This is a genomic window from Halomonas sp. ISL-56, from assembly GCF_018612805.1.
GTDB lineage: Bacteria > Pseudomonadota > Gammaproteobacteria > Pseudomonadales > Halomonadaceae > Vreelandella.
The window spans coordinates 26,178-44,510 of sequence record NZ_JAGGRO010000016.1 but is presented as its reverse complement, the minus strand read 5'-3'; the positions used below and the strand labels follow the sequence as shown (position 1 = coordinate 44,510).

Below are 18,333 nucleotides of genomic sequence, written 5' to 3'. Positions count from 1 at the left end.
ACATACAGCTCTTTACATACGGCTTTTAACACCCGGCTTTCACCAAGGAGAGATAACAATGAAAAAACGCCTAGTGGTTCAAGGACGACTCAGCGACGCCCAGCTAGCGTCGTTGAATGACGTATTTGAGGTAGACATACTGCCGAAGACCAACGCGCTTGATGCCCCTGAAAATCGCGCGCTGCTAGCTGATGCTCATGGCATTATCGGCTCCGGCTTGGCGATCACGCCCCAGTTGTTGGACGCTACCCCCAACTTGAAGGTCATCGCCACTGTCTCGGTTGGCTACGATAATATCCCCGTTGATGAACTGACTAAGCGCGGCATTATGCTGTGCAATACGCCAGACGTGCTTACCGAAACCACCGCTGATACTGGTTTTGCCCTGATCATGGCCACCGCCCGCCGGGTGGTGGAATTAGCCGAGTGGGTCAAGGCTGACAAGTGGCAGGCCAGCGTCGGGCCCGCCCTGTTTGGCAGCGATGTGCATGGTAAAACCCTAGGTATGGTGGGGTTTGGACGCATTGGGCAAGCAGTTGCTAGGCGCGGTGCGCTGGGCTTCGGCATGCGAGTGCTCTACTCCAACGCCGCCCCTAAACCCGCTCTTGAAAAAGAGCTTAGCGCGCAGCGCCGCGAACTCAACGCGCTGTTGGCCGAGGCCGATTTTGTATGTGTTACGGTGCCACTTAATGCGCAGACCGAACACCTGATCGGTGCCCAGGAATTCGCGCTGATGAAGCCCTCAGGCATTTTCATCAATATCGCCCGCGGCAAAGTGGTCGATGAACGCGCCTTGATACATGCATTGGAAAATGGGGTTATTCACGCGGCCGGGCTGGATGTTTTTGAGCAGGAGCCGCTACCGGCCTCGTCACCGCTACCGAAGATGCCCAATGTGGTCGCCCTGCCGCATATAGGCTCTGCCACCCATGAAACCCGCGAGGCCATGGCCCAGCGGGCGGTGGATAATATTCGCCTAGCTCTCCAGGGCGAGCGACCGATTAGCCTAGTCAACGAGGAAACCTATCAATGAATTCTGCGCTGAACACGGCCACGCCTCTCTGCCTGCTTTTTGACTGCGATGGCACCCTGGTGGATAGCGAGATACTGCTCGCCGAGGTGATGGGCGATATCCTTCCCGAGTTCGGCTTACCTTTCTCAGCACGGCAATATATGGATGAATTTCGGGGAGTACGTTTCCAGACTATCGTCCAAACGCTAGAAAGCCGTTTTCAGGCGCTGGCAAAAGACACCTTTTCCCAACTTGAAGCGGGCATGCGGGCACGTATGGAGGCCCGTATGCGTGCCGAACTTGTGGCAATCCCCGGCATGCCTGCGGCTCTTGAACAGTTAAGCAACCACCCTATGGCCGTGGTCTCCAATGGCCCCGAGAAAAAAATTCGCTGCGCGCTGGAAAGCACTGACCTCGGCCACCATTTTGCCGACAGGCTGTTTAGCGCCTATACCCTCAACGTCTGGAAGCCCGACCCAGAACTGTATAGAAAAGCAGCTACTGCCATGGGCTACTCACCACAAGCATGTGTTGTGATCGATGATGCGGCAGTGGGTGTGGAAGCTGGCTTGGCAGCAGGCATGCATGTGATTCATCTCAACCACTTTCCCAACGAGGAAAGCACCCCCGAAGGCGCGGTGGGTATTCACCACGCCAGCGAGCTACCAGCGGCAATCTTACGCTTATCGAACACCGCGAACACATAGCGGCGGGAAGGCGCGGGCGATGTTTAAAAACAGGTCACCAAGTGCTGTTTCACGTTTAGTTCGTCATCGACGAGCAATAGCTGGCGCCACTTATCAAAGGTCAGACACGGGTGAGAGGCGCCAAACGCAATGATATCCCCAATCTCGACATCCAAAGCGTCTTCGGGGAGTCTCACGAACGTATGCTGATCCATTATTTTCGTTACCTCCCAGCCTGCAACCGACAACGTCTGCGCTGGATCACCTCCTTCCCGGAACCGACGCAGGGCAATAGGCAGCTGGTCATGGCCAATATCGCGCTTACCCAGGGCGACAATGGCTAGCCCAGATTCAGGCAGCGACTGCACCTGGGCAAAGACTTCCAGGGCAGGCTCAAGCCCCTGCTGTAAATCAGGACGGCGGCCTAATACCGCTGATTGCGCTTCACGATAAAGCCCATGATCGTGGACGACATAGCAACCTGGGCGTAGCACAGGGGTAAATCGCCCTTGAAGCGGTGCGCCTTGAAAGGCTTCCGCAATCAAGTCGTACCAGGCAGAGCCTGAGGCCGTTACGATCGGGTTTGCCTCCGCAAAGCGGCCAGCAGCTTCGAGCTCGACTGCAACATCCACCAGGTATTGAGCATAAGCACGAATGCCAGATTCGGGGTCGCCCCCGTGAACCACACCTTCATAACCTTCTAAACCTACCAGACAGAGCGCTGGCTCATTAGCAATGGCCTCTGCCAGCGAGAGAATCTGCTGCTTATTGCGGCAGCCACAACGACCACCGGTGACACCCACCTCAATGAGTACCGCCAGCGTCAGTCCCCGCTTAGCAAAGAAACGACCAAGCTGACGTACGTTCTCCTGGCTATCGACCACACAGTAAAACGTCGCACCCTGCTCGATCAGGCTGGCGATGATGGCCATATTGGCCTGGCCGACCAGTTGGTTGGCCATTAACAACTGAGTGACGCCATTGGCGAAAGCCGCACGACACTGAGGCGCGGTCGCGAGGGTAATACCCCACGCCCCCGCCTGAAGCTGACGATGGAAAAGTGCAGGCGTCATGGTGGTTTTGCCATGGGGCGCCAAGCGTGCTCCGTGAGCTTCTGCGAATCGTTGCATCCACTCTACGTTATGGGTCAGCGGGCCTTCATGCACCACGGCGGCGGGCAGGCTGACACCTGACAGAAGGTTTGATCCCAATTCCACACCGCCTTTATCCATCGCTAACGCCATTGTCTGCATTTGCCCATTTCCTCTCTCTATGTATAAGCATCAATGTTAGTTATTTTCACAAATATTGACTTCAGGTTAGAAACTAACATATTTTTTAGGTAAGGCAACCAATAGGAGTCCACGGTGAGCCAAGAAATCGACATCTTGTCACGTATTACCACTGACTTTGCTGCCCTGCGCGACGCTGAGAAAAAAGTCGCCGAGCTGATCTTTGCTGACATTGAGTTTGTTACCGAAGCGAGTATCGGTGAGATCGCCCAGCGCGCCGGGGTTAGCGATGCCAGCGTCACCCGATTTGCCCGCGCTATCGGCTGTACTAACGTGCGCGACTTAAAAACGCGCTTAACACGCGCTTTAGCAGCAGGCCGCCGCTTTATACAAGAAGCGACGCCAGAAGACAGCTCAAGCGTGGTGTATGACATTGCCACGCAAACCCTCGCGCTTAACCGTGACCTACTCGCCCAGGCCGATGTGGCAGGCGCGGTCGAACAGCTAGATAAAGCCCGCCAGATATTGGTATTTGGTGCAGGTGGCGGTTCCAGCATTCTCTGCCAAGAGTTTCAGTTTCGCTTGGTACGCCTTGGCTATGCGGTCTGCGCTTACCCCCAAGCGCTGCTGCCCCGCATGGTGGCGTCAACCCTTGAACCAGATGACGTGGTCGTCGTGCTATCTGTCACTGGCTACACCCCAGAGATGGTGGAGTCTGCACAGATTGCCAAACAGTACGGCGCAAAGGTGGTAGCCATCACCGCAATGAATTCTCCGTTAGCCGACATATCCGACATCGTGCTGCCGGTGACCTCTCGCGAAACCGATTTCATTTTTCACCCTTCCGCCTCCCGCTACGCCATGCTCGCCGTTATCGATGTATTAGCGCTTGAACTCGCCATGCGCCACCGCGAGCGCTCGCGGACTAAATTGCGGCGACTCAAGCTTAGCCTCGATGATCATCGCGGTGGTGATAATCGCCAGCCTCTAGGAGATTAAGATGGTTTACGACTTACTGATTCGTAATGCCAACGTGCTGGATGGCTCAGGCGCTGCCCATTTTCGTGCCGATGTGGCTATTCAGGGCGAGCGTATCTGCGCCATCGGCGATATGCCCTACGCCACAGCCACTACCATCATTGACGCCCAAGAGCGTTATCTGGCCCCTGGTTTTATCGATGTCCACACCCATGACGACACCAATGTGATTCGTACCCCCGAGATGCTGCCAAAGCTGACCCAGGGCATCACTACAGTGGTGGTGGGTAATTGCGGTATTAGCGCAAGCCCTGTGTCACTCACTGGCGAAGTGCCCGACCCAATGAACCTATTGGGTAATCTAGACGACTTTCGCTACCCAAGCTTCGCCGACTATGCCAATGCCGTAGACGCCGCTACGCCAAGTATTAACGTCGCCGCCTTGGTGGGGCATACCAGCCTACGCAGCCAAGTAATGGACAGCTTTGCCCGCCCCGCCACACAGCAAGAAATATCCGCGATGGAGGCTCTGCTACGCCAAGCGCTAAATGAGGGCGCGTTAGGGCTTAGCTCGGGGCTTGCTTATCGCAATGCGATTCAGGCACCCACCAGCGAGATGGCACCACTGGTGGCGGCTGTTGGGGATTCAGGGGGGGTCTATACCACCCATCTTCGCGATGAGTTTGCGGGTTTACTGGGAGCCATGGATGAAGCCTTTACCACTGCGCGAAAAGGCAAAGTACCGCTGGTCATCTCGCACCTTAAATGCGCCGGTGCGGGCAACTGGGGAGGCGCGGGTAAGGCACTGAGCAAATTGGAAGCTGCCGCCCAGCACCAGCATGCCCACTGTGACTGCTACCCCTATACGGCGGGTTCTTCCACCCTAGACCTTGGCCAAGTAACAGACGAAATTGAGATAACGATTACCTGGTCGACACCACACCCGGAGCAGGCGCGTCGACCACTGAAAGCCATCGCCGCCGAATGGGGAGTATCACTGTTAAAGGCTGCCAAACAGCTACAGCCTGCGGGCGCGGTTTATCACAACATGAGCGAAGCGGATATGCAGCTAGTATTAGCGCACCCGCTTTCCATGGTGGGTTCCGATGGTCTGCCGAACGACCCGCACCCCCATCCACGCCTTTGGGGAGCCTTTCCCCGGGTGCTGGCCCACTACAGCCGCGATTTAGAGCTAATGCCGCTGGCCGAAGCGGTACGCAAGATGACCAGCCTTTCAGCGGCTAATTTTGGCTTAACGGATCGCGGCGTAATCCGCATAGGCGCCTACGCAGATCTCACCCTTTTTGATCTCACGATTCTTGAAGATACGGCCAATTACGAGTCCCCCATCGCGGCCGCTAAAGGCATCGAAATGGTCATAGTGAACGGCAAAGTCGCCTATCACCAAGGCGCAATTTCAGACCAACGCGCTGGCCGGATGCTGCGCAGAACAGAGCGTATTTCTCAATCCATCCCCACCTTTCAAACCAACCAGGAGCAAACACCATGAGCATTACTCGATACGGCACGGAAGGCGGCGTAGGCACCGGCGGTCAGAAGCTGCCCTTTGCCCGCGCCGTAGAGGCCGGTGGCTGGCTATACGTCTCCGGCCAAACCCCAATGACCGATGGCGAAGTTGTTGAAGGCGGCATCGTTGAGCAGACCCGCCTCGCTTTCAACAACTGCCTGGCCATCATGCAAGAAGCTGGCTATGGCGCCGAAGACGTCGTGCATGTCACCACAGTGTTGACTGATGCGCGCTATTTCAGCTCTTTCAACAAAGTGTTTAAGGAGATATTTGGCGACAACCCACCGGCGCGCATCTGCAGCGTTCAAGACTTGGTGGTGGATTGCAAAGTCGAGGTTGACGTGAAGTGCTTCCGCGCTGACCGCATCTAGACATCCAGCTTTAAGTACCAAAAAAAAGCGCCGCACCCCGGCAAGGGCGCAGCGCCGGATTACCGCGTGATTAGGATAAAAAAGCCCCGCGGCAATCGCTTCCATTGTCTACCTTCGGCCGCGGCAACGGCCGGATACACAACGATAAGAGGTTAACATGAACAGTCAAATATTCCTTATCACCTTTGTGCTCTACATCGTCGCGATGATCGCGTTTGGTTGGTGGGTTTCAAGGCATAAACGCGGCAGCGGCGACGACTTTCTACTCGGCGGGCGAAGCGTGCCGCTCTTTCTTACCGTGGGCACTACGGTGGCGACTATGGTGGGGACTGGCTCCAGCATGGGCGCCGTTGGATTCGGTTACGCCAACGGTTGGGCAGGTGCTTTATACGGGCTTGGCGGGGCCGTGGGTATTTTACTTCTCGCGGTCTGTTTTGCTCCCGTACGTAAGCTGCGCTTTATGACCATGAGCGAGGAACTCGCCTACTACGTGGGCGCCAACCGGCTAGTACGTAATGTGGTCGCGCTACTTATCTATATCGCCTGTATAGGCTGGCTGGGCGCACATATTCTTGGCGGCGGTCTCTACCTATCCTGGATGGCAGGTATCGATCTAACCACTGCGCGCATTCTGGTGGCGTTAGGCTTTGGCATTTACTGCGTGGTGGGAGGTTATTTTGCGGTTATCTGGACGGACACCATTCAAGCAGTCGTGCTGTTCGCGGGCTTTATCTTGATGGCAGTACTGGCATTGGTCGAGGTTGGTGGCTTCTCCGGCCTTACGGCAGGTATGGATGCAGGCGCTACTAGCTTTCTAGGTATTGGTCAAATTGGCACGCTACCGGCGCTTTCACTGGCCGCCGTTATTGCCATTGGCGTGCTTGCTACGCCCTCCTTTCGTCAACGGATATACTCAGGTAAATCAGTGAAGTCGGTACGCCGTTCGTTCTTAATCACCGGCGTTCTTTACCTGGGCTTTTCGATCATTCCGGCGATTATTGGTATGGCCACCCACGCCCTTAACCCTGGGCTTGAAAATAGCAACTTCGCCTTCCCTTTCCTGGCCACTGAAATTATGCCCTTAGGATTAGGACTACTGCTATTGGTAGCGGGCCTCTCCGCCACAATGTCGAGCGCCAGCTCCGATGCGATTGCCGGTGTTTCAACCCTTATCCGCGATCTGTATGTGCTGGCAACGGGCCGCACGCCCTCAGCGCGAAATGTAGTGCGCTTCTCGCGTATTGCGCTCGTTGCAACCATTGGCCTGGCGCTGCTGTTCGCGCTGGCCTCAGACAATGTCATCACTTACATCACCCGTATGATCTCGACAATTCTTTCAGGACTGTTTGTGAGTGCCATGCTGGGCCGCTTCTGGCCGCGCTATAACTGGCAAGGTGCTATCGCGACGCTTATTTGCGCGTCGGCGACTTCCTTGACGATTATCGCCAATAGCGATTGGACGGCCTTCTGGGGTAATCCCAGTATCCCTGCGGTGTTAGTAGCGCTGGTAGCAGGTGTGGTGGTTAGTCTAGTGACGCCTGCTTCCCGCGTTACCTCAGCCCAGGCACTGGCAATTCTTGACCAAGAGCGCAAGCGTATGGAGCAAGTGCCTGAGCCGACACTGACCGGTGCCGAAGCGCCTTCTACTTCGCGCTAACGTTAGCCGCTATCGTTAGCCATTAGTGCGCAAAAGCCCCGCTGATTGAATCAATCAGCGGGGCTTTCTATATGAAGGATAGTGCCTTGATAGGTCATTAGGTTATCGAGCTGTTAACTGCCGCACTGCCAGCTCTACACCGCGCAGTTCGGCGAGGCCGCGCATACGCCCGTAAAGCGGGTATCCAGGTGCCGTATTGCGTCGTTGATCATCAAGCAACTGGTGGCCATGATCCGGGCGCAGTGGTAAGCGCGCCCCGCCCTCTCGTTGGCGTCGCCGCTCTTCCTCCACCAAAGCATGTATCACTCCCACCATATCCACATCGCCTGCCAAATGCGGCGCCTCGTGGAAAGAGAGCGTATCCGCTTCCCGCTGCGTGGCGCGTAGATGAATAAAGTGGATATGCGCAGCAAAGTGGCGGCACATGGCCACCAAATCATTATCTTCACGAACGCCGTAAGAGCCTGTGCAAAACGTCAAGCCATTGGCCGGGCTGGGTACGCGTTCGATAATCCATTGAGCATCCTCCCGCGTCGACACGACCCGGGGCAGGCCCAGCAGTGGCCGCGGCGGGTCATCCGGGTGGATGGCCATTCGGATACCTACCTCTTCCGCTACCGGAATCACCGCCTGCAGAAAGTAACCTAGGTTTTCTCGCAACTGAGCTGCATCAATACCGCTGTACTCTTCCAACACAGCGCGAAACTGCTCCAGGCTGTAGTGCTCTTCGGCACCCGGTAATCCGGCGATCAGCGTATTGATAAGTTTTTCACGCCCTAGCTGATCCAGACTTTCAAGATAGTGCTGAGCAGCTACCTTTTCTGGTTCGCTGTACTCTGCATCGGCCCCTGGCCGCTGAAGAAGATAAAGATCAAAGGCTGCAAAAGCCACTTGATCAAAGCGCAGCGCCAAGGCGCCATCAGGTAACGGGTAGCTCAGATCAGTACGCGTCCAGTCCAGCACCGGCATAAAGTTGTAGCAAATGGTATCAATCCCGCAGGCCGCCAGATTGCGCAGTGTCTGACAGTAGGTTTCGATCAGTGCATCGCGTTCGGGCAGGCCTTTTTTAATCGACTCATGAACCGGCACGCTCTCCACCACCGACCATGTCAGACCAGCGGCTTCGATCATTTCTTTACGTTCACGAATAGCGGCTAATGGCCATACTTGGTCATTGGGCACCGCATGCAGTGCCGTAACAATGCCGGTTGCGCCTGTTTGGCGAATTTCTTCCAGCCGAATCGCATCATTTGGGCCAAACCAGCGCCAAGTATGCTCCATCGTGATCTCCTTTTTTGTTAGTTGCGTTTTGTTAGTTGCGCTCAAGCGCTGCGAGCGCTCCAGCAAGCCCACCTTGGCTCAACGTCTGATACGCGATCAGCACGGCCTGAGCAAAGAGCTTATCCAAGGCCAGGGCACCAGGCACAACATCATCCATGGCTAAAAATGCAGCGACTAGCTCATGGGGATCTGCACCATGGGTTTGGTGCAGCGAGGCAAAACGCTTGGCCAACGGGTCATCGACGGGATACTCATTACCCTGCAGATCCTTCCCTGCGGTGTAGCGAATCCACGCAGCCATCCCCAACGCCACGCAGGGTGATGGGTCTCCATCAGCACTACGTTTCAGCGCGCCGGAGAACCAGCGTTGCGGAAGCTTTTGGCTACCATCCATGGCGATTTGCTGCAGGCGATGACGCAAACTGTCATTGGTAAAGCGTGCCAGCAGCGAGTCGGCGTAGCTCTCTAAATTGATCCCTGCGGGCATCTCAAGGGTAGGTGCTGCTTCTTCAAGCATATAGCGGCGCAGCAGCGACCGAAGCTCGACGTGATTGACCCCATCAAACACCGTTTCAATGCCTGCCAATGCACCCAGGTAAGCCAGTAAAGAGTGGCTGCCATTCAGCATGCGTAGCTTCATGGTTTCAAACGGCGCCACATCAGAGACCATCTCAACGCCCTCGGCTTCCCAGTGTGGGCGCCCCAACGGGAAGTGATCCTCCACTACCCACTGCGCGAAGGCTTCGCACACAACGGCGTTAGGATCATTGACTCCCAGCGCTGCTAAGCGCTCGAAGTCGGCATCGGTCATCGCGGGCACAATGCGATCCACCATGCTGCAGGGAAACGCCACCTTATTGGCAATCCAACTGGCCAGTTCAGCATCCCGCTGCTCAGCCAATTGCACCACTGCTTGGCGTGTTCGCTTACCGTTATCCGGCATATTGTCGCAAGAGAGCACGGTAAAGGGGGCAATGCCTGCTTCACGCCGCCGAGCTAACGCTTCCACCAATAGCCCTGGGGCAGTACGCGGTTGTTGGGGCGAGGCAATATCGCCGATGATCATGGTGTCATCGACTCTTAACTCACCGCTAGCGGGGTTTAAAAAGTAGCCCTTCTCGGTCACCGTTAAAGTAACAATGCGGGTATCCGCAGACGCCATACGCGCCAGCAAAGCCTCCCTGTCGCGACTCCAGTTGCCCGCGCCATCGCGGCCCGAGAACAGCGTCTCTTCAATTACACCTATTTCACGCAGGGTGATGTTATCGCTATCAGCATACTCCGCTACATGATAACGATGCCCAGCCGCGCTCAATCCGTCGACTAAACCAATGCTAGAGCGTAGGTTAGCACTGCATATTCCCCAACTTGCATCGCCGCTGCGCTGGCGATAACGCTCCAAATAGACCGCTTGGTGGGCGCGATGAAAAGCGCCTAAGCCCAGATGGACAATCCCGATCTTTCCGCTTTTTGGCTTCGCTTCAACAAGCTTTGGAGTCATCATCAATTACTCTCCCATCAACAAATTAGGCAACCAAAGAGAGATCGCAGGAACATAAGTCACTAACAACAGCACCGCCAGGTTGCACAGCAAAAAAGGCACGATAGCTCTAGCCACCGTCAACATAGGTAGTTTGCCAATCCCCGCCACTACGAATAGGCACACCCCCACCGGCGGTGTTGTCAGCCCGATCATCAGGTTCAACACTGCGATCACCGCAAAATGCACCGGATCGACGCCGACGCCAGTGGCTACCCCCACCAGGGCAGGGAAAAGAATAATCAGCGCGGCGATGGTCTCCATAAAAGCGCCGACAAACAGCAGAATCAGGTTGAGGATAAGTAAAACAATGAGTGGGTTATCGCTAATGGAGAGAATAAGCGCGGCAATCATCTGAGGGATCTGCTCACTGGTGAGTATCCAGCCAAACAGGTTCGCCAAGCCTACCATCAGCAAGAGTGCCGAAGAGGTTAATACGGTGTCTGACAAAATCGCCGGGAGCTTTTTCCACGACAAGCCTTTATACACATACATGCCGACGACCAAGGCATACAGGCAAGCCACAATAGATGCTTCGGTGGGGGTAAAGAAGCCGCCAATGATGCCGTAGAGAATAATCACGGTCATCAGCAGCGCCCAGAAGGCTGTTTTAGCTTCGCGCAGCAACTGCATAAAAGGTACCCGCTGCTCTTTGGGGTAACCACGCCGAACAGCCAAGATGTAGACAGTGACCATCATGGCGAGCCCCATCAGAAGCCCAGGCACTGCACCTGCCAAGAACATTCGCCCGACCGAAATACCGCTAAGTGAACCGGCGATAATCATTGGCACGCTGGGCGGTATAATCGGCCCAACGGTAGACGAGGCAGCGGTGACCGCGGCGGCAAACGGCTTGTCATAACCCGAGCGCGCCATACCGGGAATCATCACCGAACCGATGCTGGCTGAATCGGCAACCGCTGTGCCGGAGATACCGCCAAAAATCATCGATCCCGCCACGTTGGCCAAACCAAGCCCACCGCGAATATGGCCTAATAAAGCGTTGGAAAAACGCACGATATGATCGGTAATATTGCCCACATTCATTAAATTGCCAGCCAGCACAAAGCCGGGAATACACAGCAGCACAAAGGTGTCGATTCCCGCATACATACGCTGCGGCACAATGGTTAATGAAATGCCTTCAAGCAGAAGGTAAGACAGCGAGGCTAACCCCAACGCAAATGCGATGGGCATGCCCACCAAGAGCAAAACCAAAAAAACGCTAAACAGGATAATAACTTCCATGCTTACGACTCCTGATGGGAGGCAGAGGAGCGACACATTGCGATAATTCCCTCAACACACCCCAGCAAACTGTAAACCAGGAGTAGCGCAAAGGTGACGACCGTTGAGAAAAAGATATACAGCATGGGAACACGCAGCGTTGGCGAGGTCTGCCAAGCGCCGTTTTGTGCATACTGCCAAGCGTACGGCAGCACCAGAAAGGCAAATAGACCAATCAGCGCACAGATCAACACTTGAAAAGCCGCCTGCATCCGCGGCCCCAGCAGGTGATGAAAAAGCTCAACGCTGATGTTTCGGTTCTGGCGCAGCACCACACCCGCGGATAGCGCCACCATATAGATAAACAGATAACGCGAGAGCTCTTCGGTCCAGGCTATTGAAAACGGCAAAAATAGCCGCGAACAAATTTGCAGCAGTACCGTGGCAGCAATCGCAACAAGTGCCACAACGGCCAAGCTCAGAAAGCACGTATCTACCCAGCCAATCACGCGCCCGATAGGGCCTTCTAGCTTAGGCACTGCCGACATTGAAGCCAGGCTCTCCAACGCTTCCTGTTCAAGCGCTTTTTGATCCGAGTTCATCACCGTATCCTTATAGGCAAGCTGCATATGCAGTTTGAAGATGGGCCAGCAAGATGCCAGCCCATCGCCATTACCAATTCACTGCAAATACGACCTTACAAATCCTGGATAGCGTCAAAGAGTTCGCGCTGCTCGTCGGTTAAGGCCTCAAGCACGGCGGGGCGAGCTTTCTCTGCGAATGCATCGACATCGACGTCCACGAACTCCATACCACGTTCCTGTAGCGCTTGTTCAAGACGTGCCTGGTCATCCACGAAAAGCTCGGCCTGATACGTTTGCATTGTTTGAGCAGCATCACGCACCACCTGCTGAAGTTCGTCAGGCATGCTTTCCAACTGATTACGGCCAATCACCACATAGATCCAGCTGCGCACATGGCCAGTCATGTTGACGTAGTCCTGCACCTCATTGAAGCTGGCGCTTTCGATCAGGCTAAGCGGGTTTTCCTGGCCTTCCAGGGTGTTTTGCTGCAGCGCGGTAAACACTTCGCTAAATGCCATTGGGGTTGGACGTGCCCCCATTGCCTGCCAGGTATCAACGAACAGCGGTACGTTCGGCACGCGTAGCCGCAGCCCATCTAGATCATCAGGCGTGCGGATAGGCCGATTGGAGGTCAGCTCACGGGGGCCACGCTCAAACCATGCCAGGGGTACCAGGTTAGTGCGTTCAGTGATTTGTGCTTCAATCTCAGCACCAATGTCACCATTCACCGCCGCATGGAGATGTTCGGAGTCGCGAAAGGCGTAAGGTACCGCCATCATCGCGGCTTTGGGCGCCCAGTTCTGTAAGCTCTCACCGGTGATGGTCATGTCCGCCGTGCCTAGCTGAATACTATTGATCACGTCCATTTCGTTACCCAGTTGCTCACTGGGGTAGAGACGCACCTCAATCTGCCCATCAGAGTTTGCTTCGACCTCCTGTTTAAATTTCTCGGCGGCCTGATGCCAAATATTCTGCTCATTGGCTAAATGGCCAAAACGCAGGGTAAAGTCGGCTGCCATTAAGGAGTGACTGCCTAGCATGGCGGCGCCAAGCACAGCGCTGGTAATAAGTTGTTTGATCATTGTATTTCTCCTGCACATGGGTGTTATTGATTGTTGGTTGTTGATTGAACGTAATTAATTGCAGCTTTTAATTACTCGTGGGTTGGCGTGGGTGGGAGTAGCCCCCTTAAGCACTGATTTGAATCAGCACCTTGCGGGCCTCTTCTGGTCGGTGATCGAGCATGTCGATGGCACTGGGCATGTCGCTTAGCGGCAACCGATGGCTGACTAACGCCAACGGATCCAACTGCCCACTTGCCATTAGCTTAAGCACCTCCGGAAACTTACGGTTGTTAAGTCGCGAGCCGACCAGGGTTAGCTCTTTCTTGATAACCTCTAACTGCACAAGCTCGCTGGGCTGAACGCTGAAGCCCAACAGACCAATGCGCCCCGCTGGCGATGCTAAACGCAGCATTTGCGGTAACAGCGCTGGCACGCAGGCTGCATCGGCAATCAGCGGCACGCCTTCCCCTTGGGTTAAGGCAAGCACCTCTTTTTCCACATCCTGCTCACGGCTATTAAATACCTGCGTTGCCCCAAGCTGTTTTGCCGCCGCTAACCGCTCATGAATAACGTCAGTGACGATGACCTCTTCGATACCCTTAGCCAGGGCCATTTGCAGGATCGTCAGACCAATAACGCCGGCGCCCAGAATCATCAGCCGGTCACCAGGGTGCGGCTGCATACGATCAAGCACATTCGCAGCAATGGTGTAAGGCTCAACTAAGGCAGCAGCGTCTAGCCCAATATGCTCGGGTAGGTGGTGCACGTTAGCCGCGGGGACGGCAACAAACTCCTCAAAACCGCCATCGCGATGCACGCCGATCACTTCAAGCGAACTGCACACGTTGGGACGGCCAATACGGCAGGGGTAGCACTCACCACAGCTAATGACCGGGTCAACGCAGACGCGATCTCCGACGGCAACGCCGAGCACACCTTCCCCCACTGCTTCTACTACCCCGGCAAACTCATGACCGGTGATGCGCGGAAAGCGCACAAAAGCGTTATCGCCATGGATAATATGCATGTCCGAGCCGCAAATGCCGGCAAATGCCACGCGCACCAGCGCTTCACCAGCGGCCACCTTGGGCGGCTCAACTTCCGCGACCTGATAGTCGTGGGGCGCCTTCACCTGAAATGCTTTCATTGACGTCAACCTCCTTACCCGTGCTTTAAATTACCCATGTCCCCAGTTCACCAGTTTCCCCAGTTCACCAGTGCCACAGGGTGCCGTCTTCCAACCTATTCACTGGGAGGCTGGCGCGCTTATAGGGATATTGCTTGGCTAGCTGTTCATCGATATCAACGCCGTGCCCCGGCGTTTCGCCAACAATGAAATGCCCGTCTTCAAAGCGGTAATCATGGGGAAAAACCTCGTCAGTGGCGCTGGTATGCGGCATATACTCCTGAATACCGAAGTTGGGCACCCAGGTGTCAAAGTGAATCGCCGCGCCAAGGCACACCGGTGAAAGATCCGTCGGCCCGTGGAAGCCGGTACGCACGTGGTAAAGACCCGCCAAATCGGCGATGCGACGCACATGGGTAATACCGCCAGCGTGGGTAAGGGTGGCGCGGATATAGTCGATCCACTGGTTTTCAATTAGCGCTTTGGCGTCAAACAGGCTGTTGAAGACTTCGCCCACCGCCAGCGGTGTGGTGGTGTGCTGGCGAATCAGCCCAAACGCCTCCTGGTTTTCAGCCGGTACGCAGTCTTCAAGCCAAAACAGATGGTAGGGCTCCACTTCTTTGCCTAAGCGAGCAGCCTCAATGGGCGTCAGGCGGTGATGAACATCGTGTAGCACATGTAGGTCGTCCCCAAAGCGCTCACGTACGGCGGCAAACAGCTTGGGCACATGATTTAAGTATTTGCTGGTACTCCAGACATGCTCGGCGGGCAAGTCAGAATCAGCAGGCTCATAAGGTTCGCCCTCCTTTTTGGCAACACCATAGATGCTCGCAATGCCAGGCACGCCCGCCTGAACACGCACAGCTTTGTAGCCTTCATCCACATGGCGGGCGACCTCTTCCAGGCACGCTTCGATGTCGCGTCCCGTTGCATGGCCATAGACCATGACGCGGTCACGGCTCTTACCACCTAACAATTGGTAAAGCGGCATGCCCGCCAGTTTCGCTTTAATGTCCCAAAGCGCCATATCCACAGCGGCAATCGCACTCATGGTAACGGGGCCGCGCCGCCAGTAAGCGCCGCGGTAAAGGTAGTGCCAGATATCTTCGATGCGCTGAGGATCGCGCCCGATTAACGTCGGGATTACGTGCTCTTCCAAATAAGCCACAACGGCCATTTCACGGCCATTGAGGGTGGCATCGCCAATACCGTATTCGCCCTGATCGGTCACAATCTTTAACGTCACAAAATTGCGCCCTGGCGAGGTCACAATGGTATAAGCCTGCTCTATCTTCATTGAATCGTCTCCTGCTGCAAAGCTGGGGTTTGTTGTTCTTCAAACGCTGCTTGGCCCTCAAACATGGCGGGGAAACGACGCACTAGATCAGGCATAGAGACCAAAATCTCACGCAGATGCAGCATCATCGCCTCTTCAGCTTTCTGAACGTCTCGCGCCTCAATGGCAGTCACGATGTTTGCATGCTGATCCACAAGCCGTTCCAGCGGGGTGCTGTGAGGCATACTGAGGTAACGTACCCGATCAAGCTGAGCGCGGACTTCTTCGATGACCTTCCAGGCTGCATGCTGCTTCACCCCCAGCGAAAGCGTTCGGTGAAAGGCTTCGTCAAGACGATAAAACCGGTCCGTATCGTTAGGCTCGATACAACGGCGCTGCCGCGCTAACAGATCATGCAGTTCCGTCAGCATCGCTGGCTCAATCCCCTTCTCTGCCGCCAACTTCACTACGGCTACTTCAACCGCTTCACGTACAAAGCGTGCCTCAAGCACCGCCCGCTGGGATATTTTGACCACATAGGTGCCACGCTGAGGCTTCACTTCTAACAGCCCAGCCTCAGAGAGCCTTATGAAAGCCTCCCGCACCGGCTGACGGCTAACCGAAAAGGTGTCGGCAATCTCCTTTTCCGATAGCGCCTGCCCCGGCGCCAGCACCATCTGGATAATCGACTGCCTCAGCACATGAAATAGCCGTTGGCGAACCGATTCTCCATCGTGGGTTTCCTGCCATAGCGTTTGTAATGTTGTGTGCATTGCACCTAATCCTGATAGAGAAGTTCGTAGCAGTAGCGGCCAGACCTGATATGACTAGTATGGTAGTTAGATAAAAATAAAAAAAGGCCAAATGCTTTACCCTTTAGTCGCACAGCATGGCGCATTTCCCAATCGTCAATTTCATACCTAATTTGAACATACACCTTACATAACAGCCTGGTTTAGCGTACTTTTTAACTATCAATCTCTAAGCGTGTTGGCATTTATATGTAGGTATTTAGCAAGCTATTCGCCTAAGATGGTTTAATACAAACGAATGAATACCAAGGCCACTGCCCAATGTGGCAGGCGTTATAAAACAGTTGGGGCTTAGGGCTGCTTCAAGATAATTATAGTTAGGAGAGAGGGATGCGGGTCATTCAGACAAAGGATAATTCGAAAGACCTAGTCTTATCGACTGAATTGCCTACATTTTTGGTAGCTGATCTACTCAGTTGTCAGACACTGCCTACGCTGCCATCCGTTGCTATCAACGTTTTGAGAATAGCCCGCACTGAGCACCCCTCCGTAAACGAATACGCCAATGCCATAGAGCGTGATCCCGCCTTGACCATGCGGATCATTACCCTTGCCAACAGTGCTTTTTTCTCGCGTAGCCATACAAAGGTGCACGCGTGCCAGGACGCGACGGCCCGTCTGGGTTTAGACACCACGCTAGCAGCGGTAATGAGCTTCAGCCTACTTCAAAACAGGGGAATTGACGTTCATTACCAGCGTGTATGGATGCGTTCAATCATTGCCTCTATAGCAGCACGCCATCTTGCCATCCGTCTCTGCCCCGACATGGCAGGGCCTGTATTTACGGCAGCCTTGCTCCAAGACATTGGGATCATGGCATTACGGGCGACATACCCTAAAGAGAGCAATCATTTATACACGGAAATCGCACTATCCCATCGGCAGTTATCTGAGTCTGAACGACAGCTTTTTGGCTGCGATCACTCTCAAGTAGGCGCTTGGCTTGCCGCTAAGTGGGGGGTTCCGACACCGCTTGCTCAGCGCATCAGTGATAGTCACGGCGAATACGACATTACCGCCCCCGATAGGTTATGCATTCAACTGTCGGGGCCCATTGCCGATGCCTGGCTCTCGTCCCACCCAGCGCAGTCACTAGTCGCCGTGGTGCGAGAATTTGAAACCTATCAGGGCGCCAACGCGCTCTCTTTACGGCACTTACTCGAGAATATTCAGGAACAGTTGCCAGCACTGGCGGATATGCTGCAAATGACGGCTCCTCCTTTGCAAAATAACGAATCACTGCTGGCTGAAGCGCAACAACTGTTATTCCAACAAACGCTACAGCTCAAAGCGCGTCTTGATACGCACCAATCGGAGCTCGCCTCTCTTCGCCTACGCCAAGATGAATTAGAAGAGCGCTCACGAACAGACATGCTCACCGGTCTTGCCAACCGATCCTGGCTTGAAGAGCAGATGCATAAGCGCTTTGTCCTGTGCCAGGAACAGTCCCGTATCATGTCAGTGGTGTTTATTGACCTTGACCACTTTAAGAAGCTAAACGATAAATACGGCCACCAAATGGGTGACAATGTGCTGCAAAAATTCGGTAAAACGCTACAGTCACTCATTCGTGACGGCGATCTTGCGGGGCGCTGGGGCGGCGAAGAGTTTTTGGTCGTTTTACCCGATGAAGATGCACAGGCAGCCCAGGTATTCGCCAAACGCATTACCCAGCGCCTAGAAAAAATGCCGATGGCTCACGATGACCAGGAACCCATCCATGTTTCTGTATCCATCGGTATTGCCTGTTTAGGTGACGGCGGATTTGGCAGTGCTGATGAACTTATTGATGCCGCCGATAAGAGCATGTATTTCATCAAGCACACCGGGCGCGGCGGTATTGCAGTGTACGGAGATCGTGGCGCGACGGTAACGCCTATTAACGACTAGTCCTTTACATGACATGACTGGTTCGAGTCCCCTCTATATCTATCTATCGCTCTATCTGTAGCAATATAT

Annotated in this window: 16 protein-coding genes; 7 read left to right on the top strand and 9 right to left on the bottom strand. The window is 54.7% G+C overall.

Annotation, left to right across the window (positions count from 1 at the left end; genetic code table 11):
- Positions 1-58: 58 nt before the first annotated feature.
- Entirely contained in the window at positions 59-1,033 is a 975-nt protein-coding gene (locus tag J7J49_RS13840) for a 2-hydroxyacid dehydrogenase (RefSeq protein WP_215093400.1), read from the top strand.
- Entirely contained in the window at positions 1,030-1,719 is a 690-nt protein-coding gene (locus J7J49_RS13835; protein ID WP_215093398.1) for an HAD family hydrolase, read from the top strand. The genes J7J49_RS13840 and J7J49_RS13835 overlap by 4 nt, the downstream gene beginning before the upstream one ends.
- A gap of 23 nt (positions 1,720-1,742) precedes the next feature.
- Here the strand turns inward: J7J49_RS13835 and J7J49_RS13830 are convergent, their stop codons facing one another.
- Complete coding sequence (locus J7J49_RS13830) at positions 1,743-2,951, bottom strand: amino acid deaminase (RefSeq protein ID WP_215093396.1); 1,209 nt, start codon at positions 2,949-2,951, stop codon at positions 1,743-1,745.
- A gap of 114 nt (positions 2,952-3,065) precedes the next feature.
- On the opposite strand from J7J49_RS13830, the gene J7J49_RS13825 reads away from it, so the two are divergent.
- The 4 genes from J7J49_RS13825 to J7J49_RS13810 all read left to right on the top strand — a co-directional run bounded on the left by J7J49_RS13825 (position 3,066) and on the right by J7J49_RS13810 (position 7,464).
- The gene (locus tag J7J49_RS13825) at positions 3,066-3,929 is read left to right on the top strand and encodes a MurR/RpiR family transcriptional regulator (RefSeq protein ID WP_215093393.1); all 864 of its coding nucleotides are present in this window, start codon (positions 3,066-3,068) and stop codon (positions 3,927-3,929) included.
- 1 nt (position 3,930) lies between these two features.
- Positions 3,931-5,418, top strand: coding sequence for an N-acyl-D-amino-acid deacylase family protein (locus tag J7J49_RS13820; protein WP_215093391.1), 1,488 nt, complete (start codon positions 3,931-3,933; stop codon positions 5,416-5,418).
- Positions 5,415-5,807 carry a RidA family protein gene (locus J7J49_RS13815; RefSeq protein ID WP_215093389.1) on the top strand — a complete coding sequence of 131 codons (393 nt, stop codon included), beginning with the start codon at positions 5,415-5,417 and terminating at the stop codon, positions 5,805-5,807. The genes J7J49_RS13820 and J7J49_RS13815 overlap by 4 nt, the downstream gene beginning before the upstream one ends.
- Before the next feature lie 157 nt (positions 5,808-5,964).
- The gene (locus tag J7J49_RS13810; RefSeq protein ID WP_215093387.1) at positions 5,965-7,464 is read left to right on the top strand and encodes a sodium:solute symporter family protein; all 1,500 of its coding nucleotides are present in this window, start codon (positions 5,965-5,967) and stop codon (positions 7,462-7,464) included.
- 102 nt (positions 7,465-7,566) lie between these two features.
- On the opposite strand, the gene uxuA is transcribed toward J7J49_RS13810, so the two are convergent.
- From uxuA to J7J49_RS13770, 8 genes are all read right to left on the bottom strand, one after another.
- Positions 7,567-8,745, bottom strand: coding sequence for a mannonate dehydratase (gene uxuA / locus J7J49_RS13805; protein ID WP_215093385.1), 1,179 nt, complete (start codon positions 8,743-8,745; stop codon positions 7,567-7,569).
- A 31-nt stretch (positions 8,746-8,776) separates the two neighbouring features.
- Complete coding sequence (locus tag J7J49_RS13800) at positions 8,777-10,249, bottom strand: mannitol dehydrogenase family protein (RefSeq protein WP_215093379.1); 1,473 nt, start codon at positions 10,247-10,249, stop codon at positions 8,777-8,779.
- A 3-nt stretch (positions 10,250-10,252) separates the two neighbouring features.
- A complete protein-coding gene (locus J7J49_RS13795; RefSeq protein WP_215093377.1) occupies positions 10,253-11,533 on the bottom strand; it encodes a TRAP transporter large permease in 1,281 nt (426 codons plus the stop codon).
- 2 nt (positions 11,534-11,535) lie between these two features.
- Complete coding sequence (locus tag J7J49_RS13790; RefSeq protein WP_215093375.1) at positions 11,536-12,114, bottom strand: TRAP transporter small permease; 579 nt, start codon at positions 12,112-12,114, stop codon at positions 11,536-11,538.
- A gap of 95 nt (positions 12,115-12,209) precedes the next feature.
- Positions 12,210-13,178, bottom strand: coding sequence for a TRAP transporter substrate-binding protein (locus tag J7J49_RS13785; protein WP_215093373.1), 969 nt, complete (start codon positions 13,176-13,178; stop codon positions 12,210-12,212).
- A gap of 106 nt (positions 13,179-13,284) precedes the next feature.
- Positions 13,285-14,307 carry a Zn-dependent oxidoreductase gene (locus tag J7J49_RS13780; protein ID WP_215093371.1) on the bottom strand — a complete coding sequence of 341 codons (1,023 nt, stop codon included), beginning with the start codon at positions 14,305-14,307 and terminating at the stop codon, positions 13,285-13,287.
- Positions 14,308-14,371: 64 nt separating this feature from the next.
- Positions 14,372-15,583, bottom strand: coding sequence for a D-mannonate dehydratase ManD (manD, locus tag J7J49_RS13775; RefSeq protein ID WP_064236440.1), 1,212 nt, complete (start codon positions 15,581-15,583; stop codon positions 14,372-14,374).
- Positions 15,580-16,335, bottom strand: a complete 756-nt coding sequence (locus J7J49_RS13770) for a GntR family transcriptional regulator (protein WP_064236439.1) — start codon at positions 16,333-16,335, stop codon at positions 15,580-15,582. Before J7J49_RS13770 ends, manD begins: the two co-directional genes overlap by 4 nt.
- Before the next feature lie 369 nt (positions 16,336-16,704).
- Here J7J49_RS13770 and J7J49_RS13765 point away from each other — a divergent pair, with 369 nt between their 5' ends.
- Positions 16,705-18,264 (top strand): sensor domain-containing diguanylate cyclase, encoded by a 1,560-nt coding sequence (locus J7J49_RS13765; RefSeq protein WP_215093369.1) that lies wholly within the window; start codon positions 16,705-16,707, stop codon positions 18,262-18,264.
- Positions 18,265-18,333: the final 69 nt, after the last annotated feature.

Coding starts and splice junctions, on each gene's coding strand:
- uxuA (WP_215093385.1), bottom strand. CDS start 8,745: ATGGAGCATACTTGGCGCTGGTTTGGCCCAAATGATGCGATTCGGCTG.
- J7J49_RS13790 (WP_215093375.1), bottom strand. CDS start 12,114: ATGAACTCGGATCAAAAAGCGCTTGAACAGGAAGCGTTGGAGAGCCTG.
- J7J49_RS13830 (WP_215093396.1), bottom strand. CDS start 2,951: ATGCAGACAATGGCGTTAGCGATGGATAAAGGCGGTGTGGAATTGGGA.
- J7J49_RS13765 (WP_215093369.1), top strand. CDS start 16,705: ATGCGGGTCATTCAGACAAAGGATAATTCGAAAGACCTAGTCTTATCG.
- J7J49_RS13795 (WP_215093377.1), bottom strand. CDS start 11,533: ATGGAAGTTATTATCCTGTTTAGCGTTTTTTTGGTTTTGCTCTTGGTG.
- J7J49_RS13785 (WP_215093373.1), bottom strand. CDS start 13,178: ATGATCAAACAACTTATTACCAGCGCTGTGCTTGGCGCCGCCATGCTA.
- J7J49_RS13840 (WP_215093400.1), top strand. CDS start 59: ATGAAAAAACGCCTAGTGGTTCAAGGACGACTCAGCGACGCCCAGCTA.
- J7J49_RS13835 (WP_215093398.1), top strand. CDS start 1,030: ATGAATTCTGCGCTGAACACGGCCACGCCTCTCTGCCTGCTTTTTGAC.
- manD (WP_064236440.1), bottom strand. CDS start 15,583: ATGAAGATAGAGCAGGCTTATACCATTGTGACCTCGCCAGGGCGCAAT.
- J7J49_RS13815 (WP_215093389.1), top strand. CDS start 5,415: ATGAGCATTACTCGATACGGCACGGAAGGCGGCGTAGGCACCGGCGGT.
- J7J49_RS13820 (WP_215093391.1), top strand. CDS start 3,931: ATGGTTTACGACTTACTGATTCGTAATGCCAACGTGCTGGATGGCTCA.
- J7J49_RS13810 (WP_215093387.1), top strand. CDS start 5,965: ATGAACAGTCAAATATTCCTTATCACCTTTGTGCTCTACATCGTCGCG.
- J7J49_RS13770 (WP_064236439.1), bottom strand. CDS start 16,335: ATGCACACAACATTACAAACGCTATGGCAGGAAACCCACGATGGAGAA.
- J7J49_RS13800 (WP_215093379.1), bottom strand. CDS start 10,249: ATGATGACTCCAAAGCTTGTTGAAGCGAAGCCAAAAAGCGGAAAGATC.
- J7J49_RS13780 (WP_215093371.1), bottom strand. CDS start 14,307: ATGAAAGCATTTCAGGTGAAGGCGCCCCACGACTATCAGGTCGCGGAA.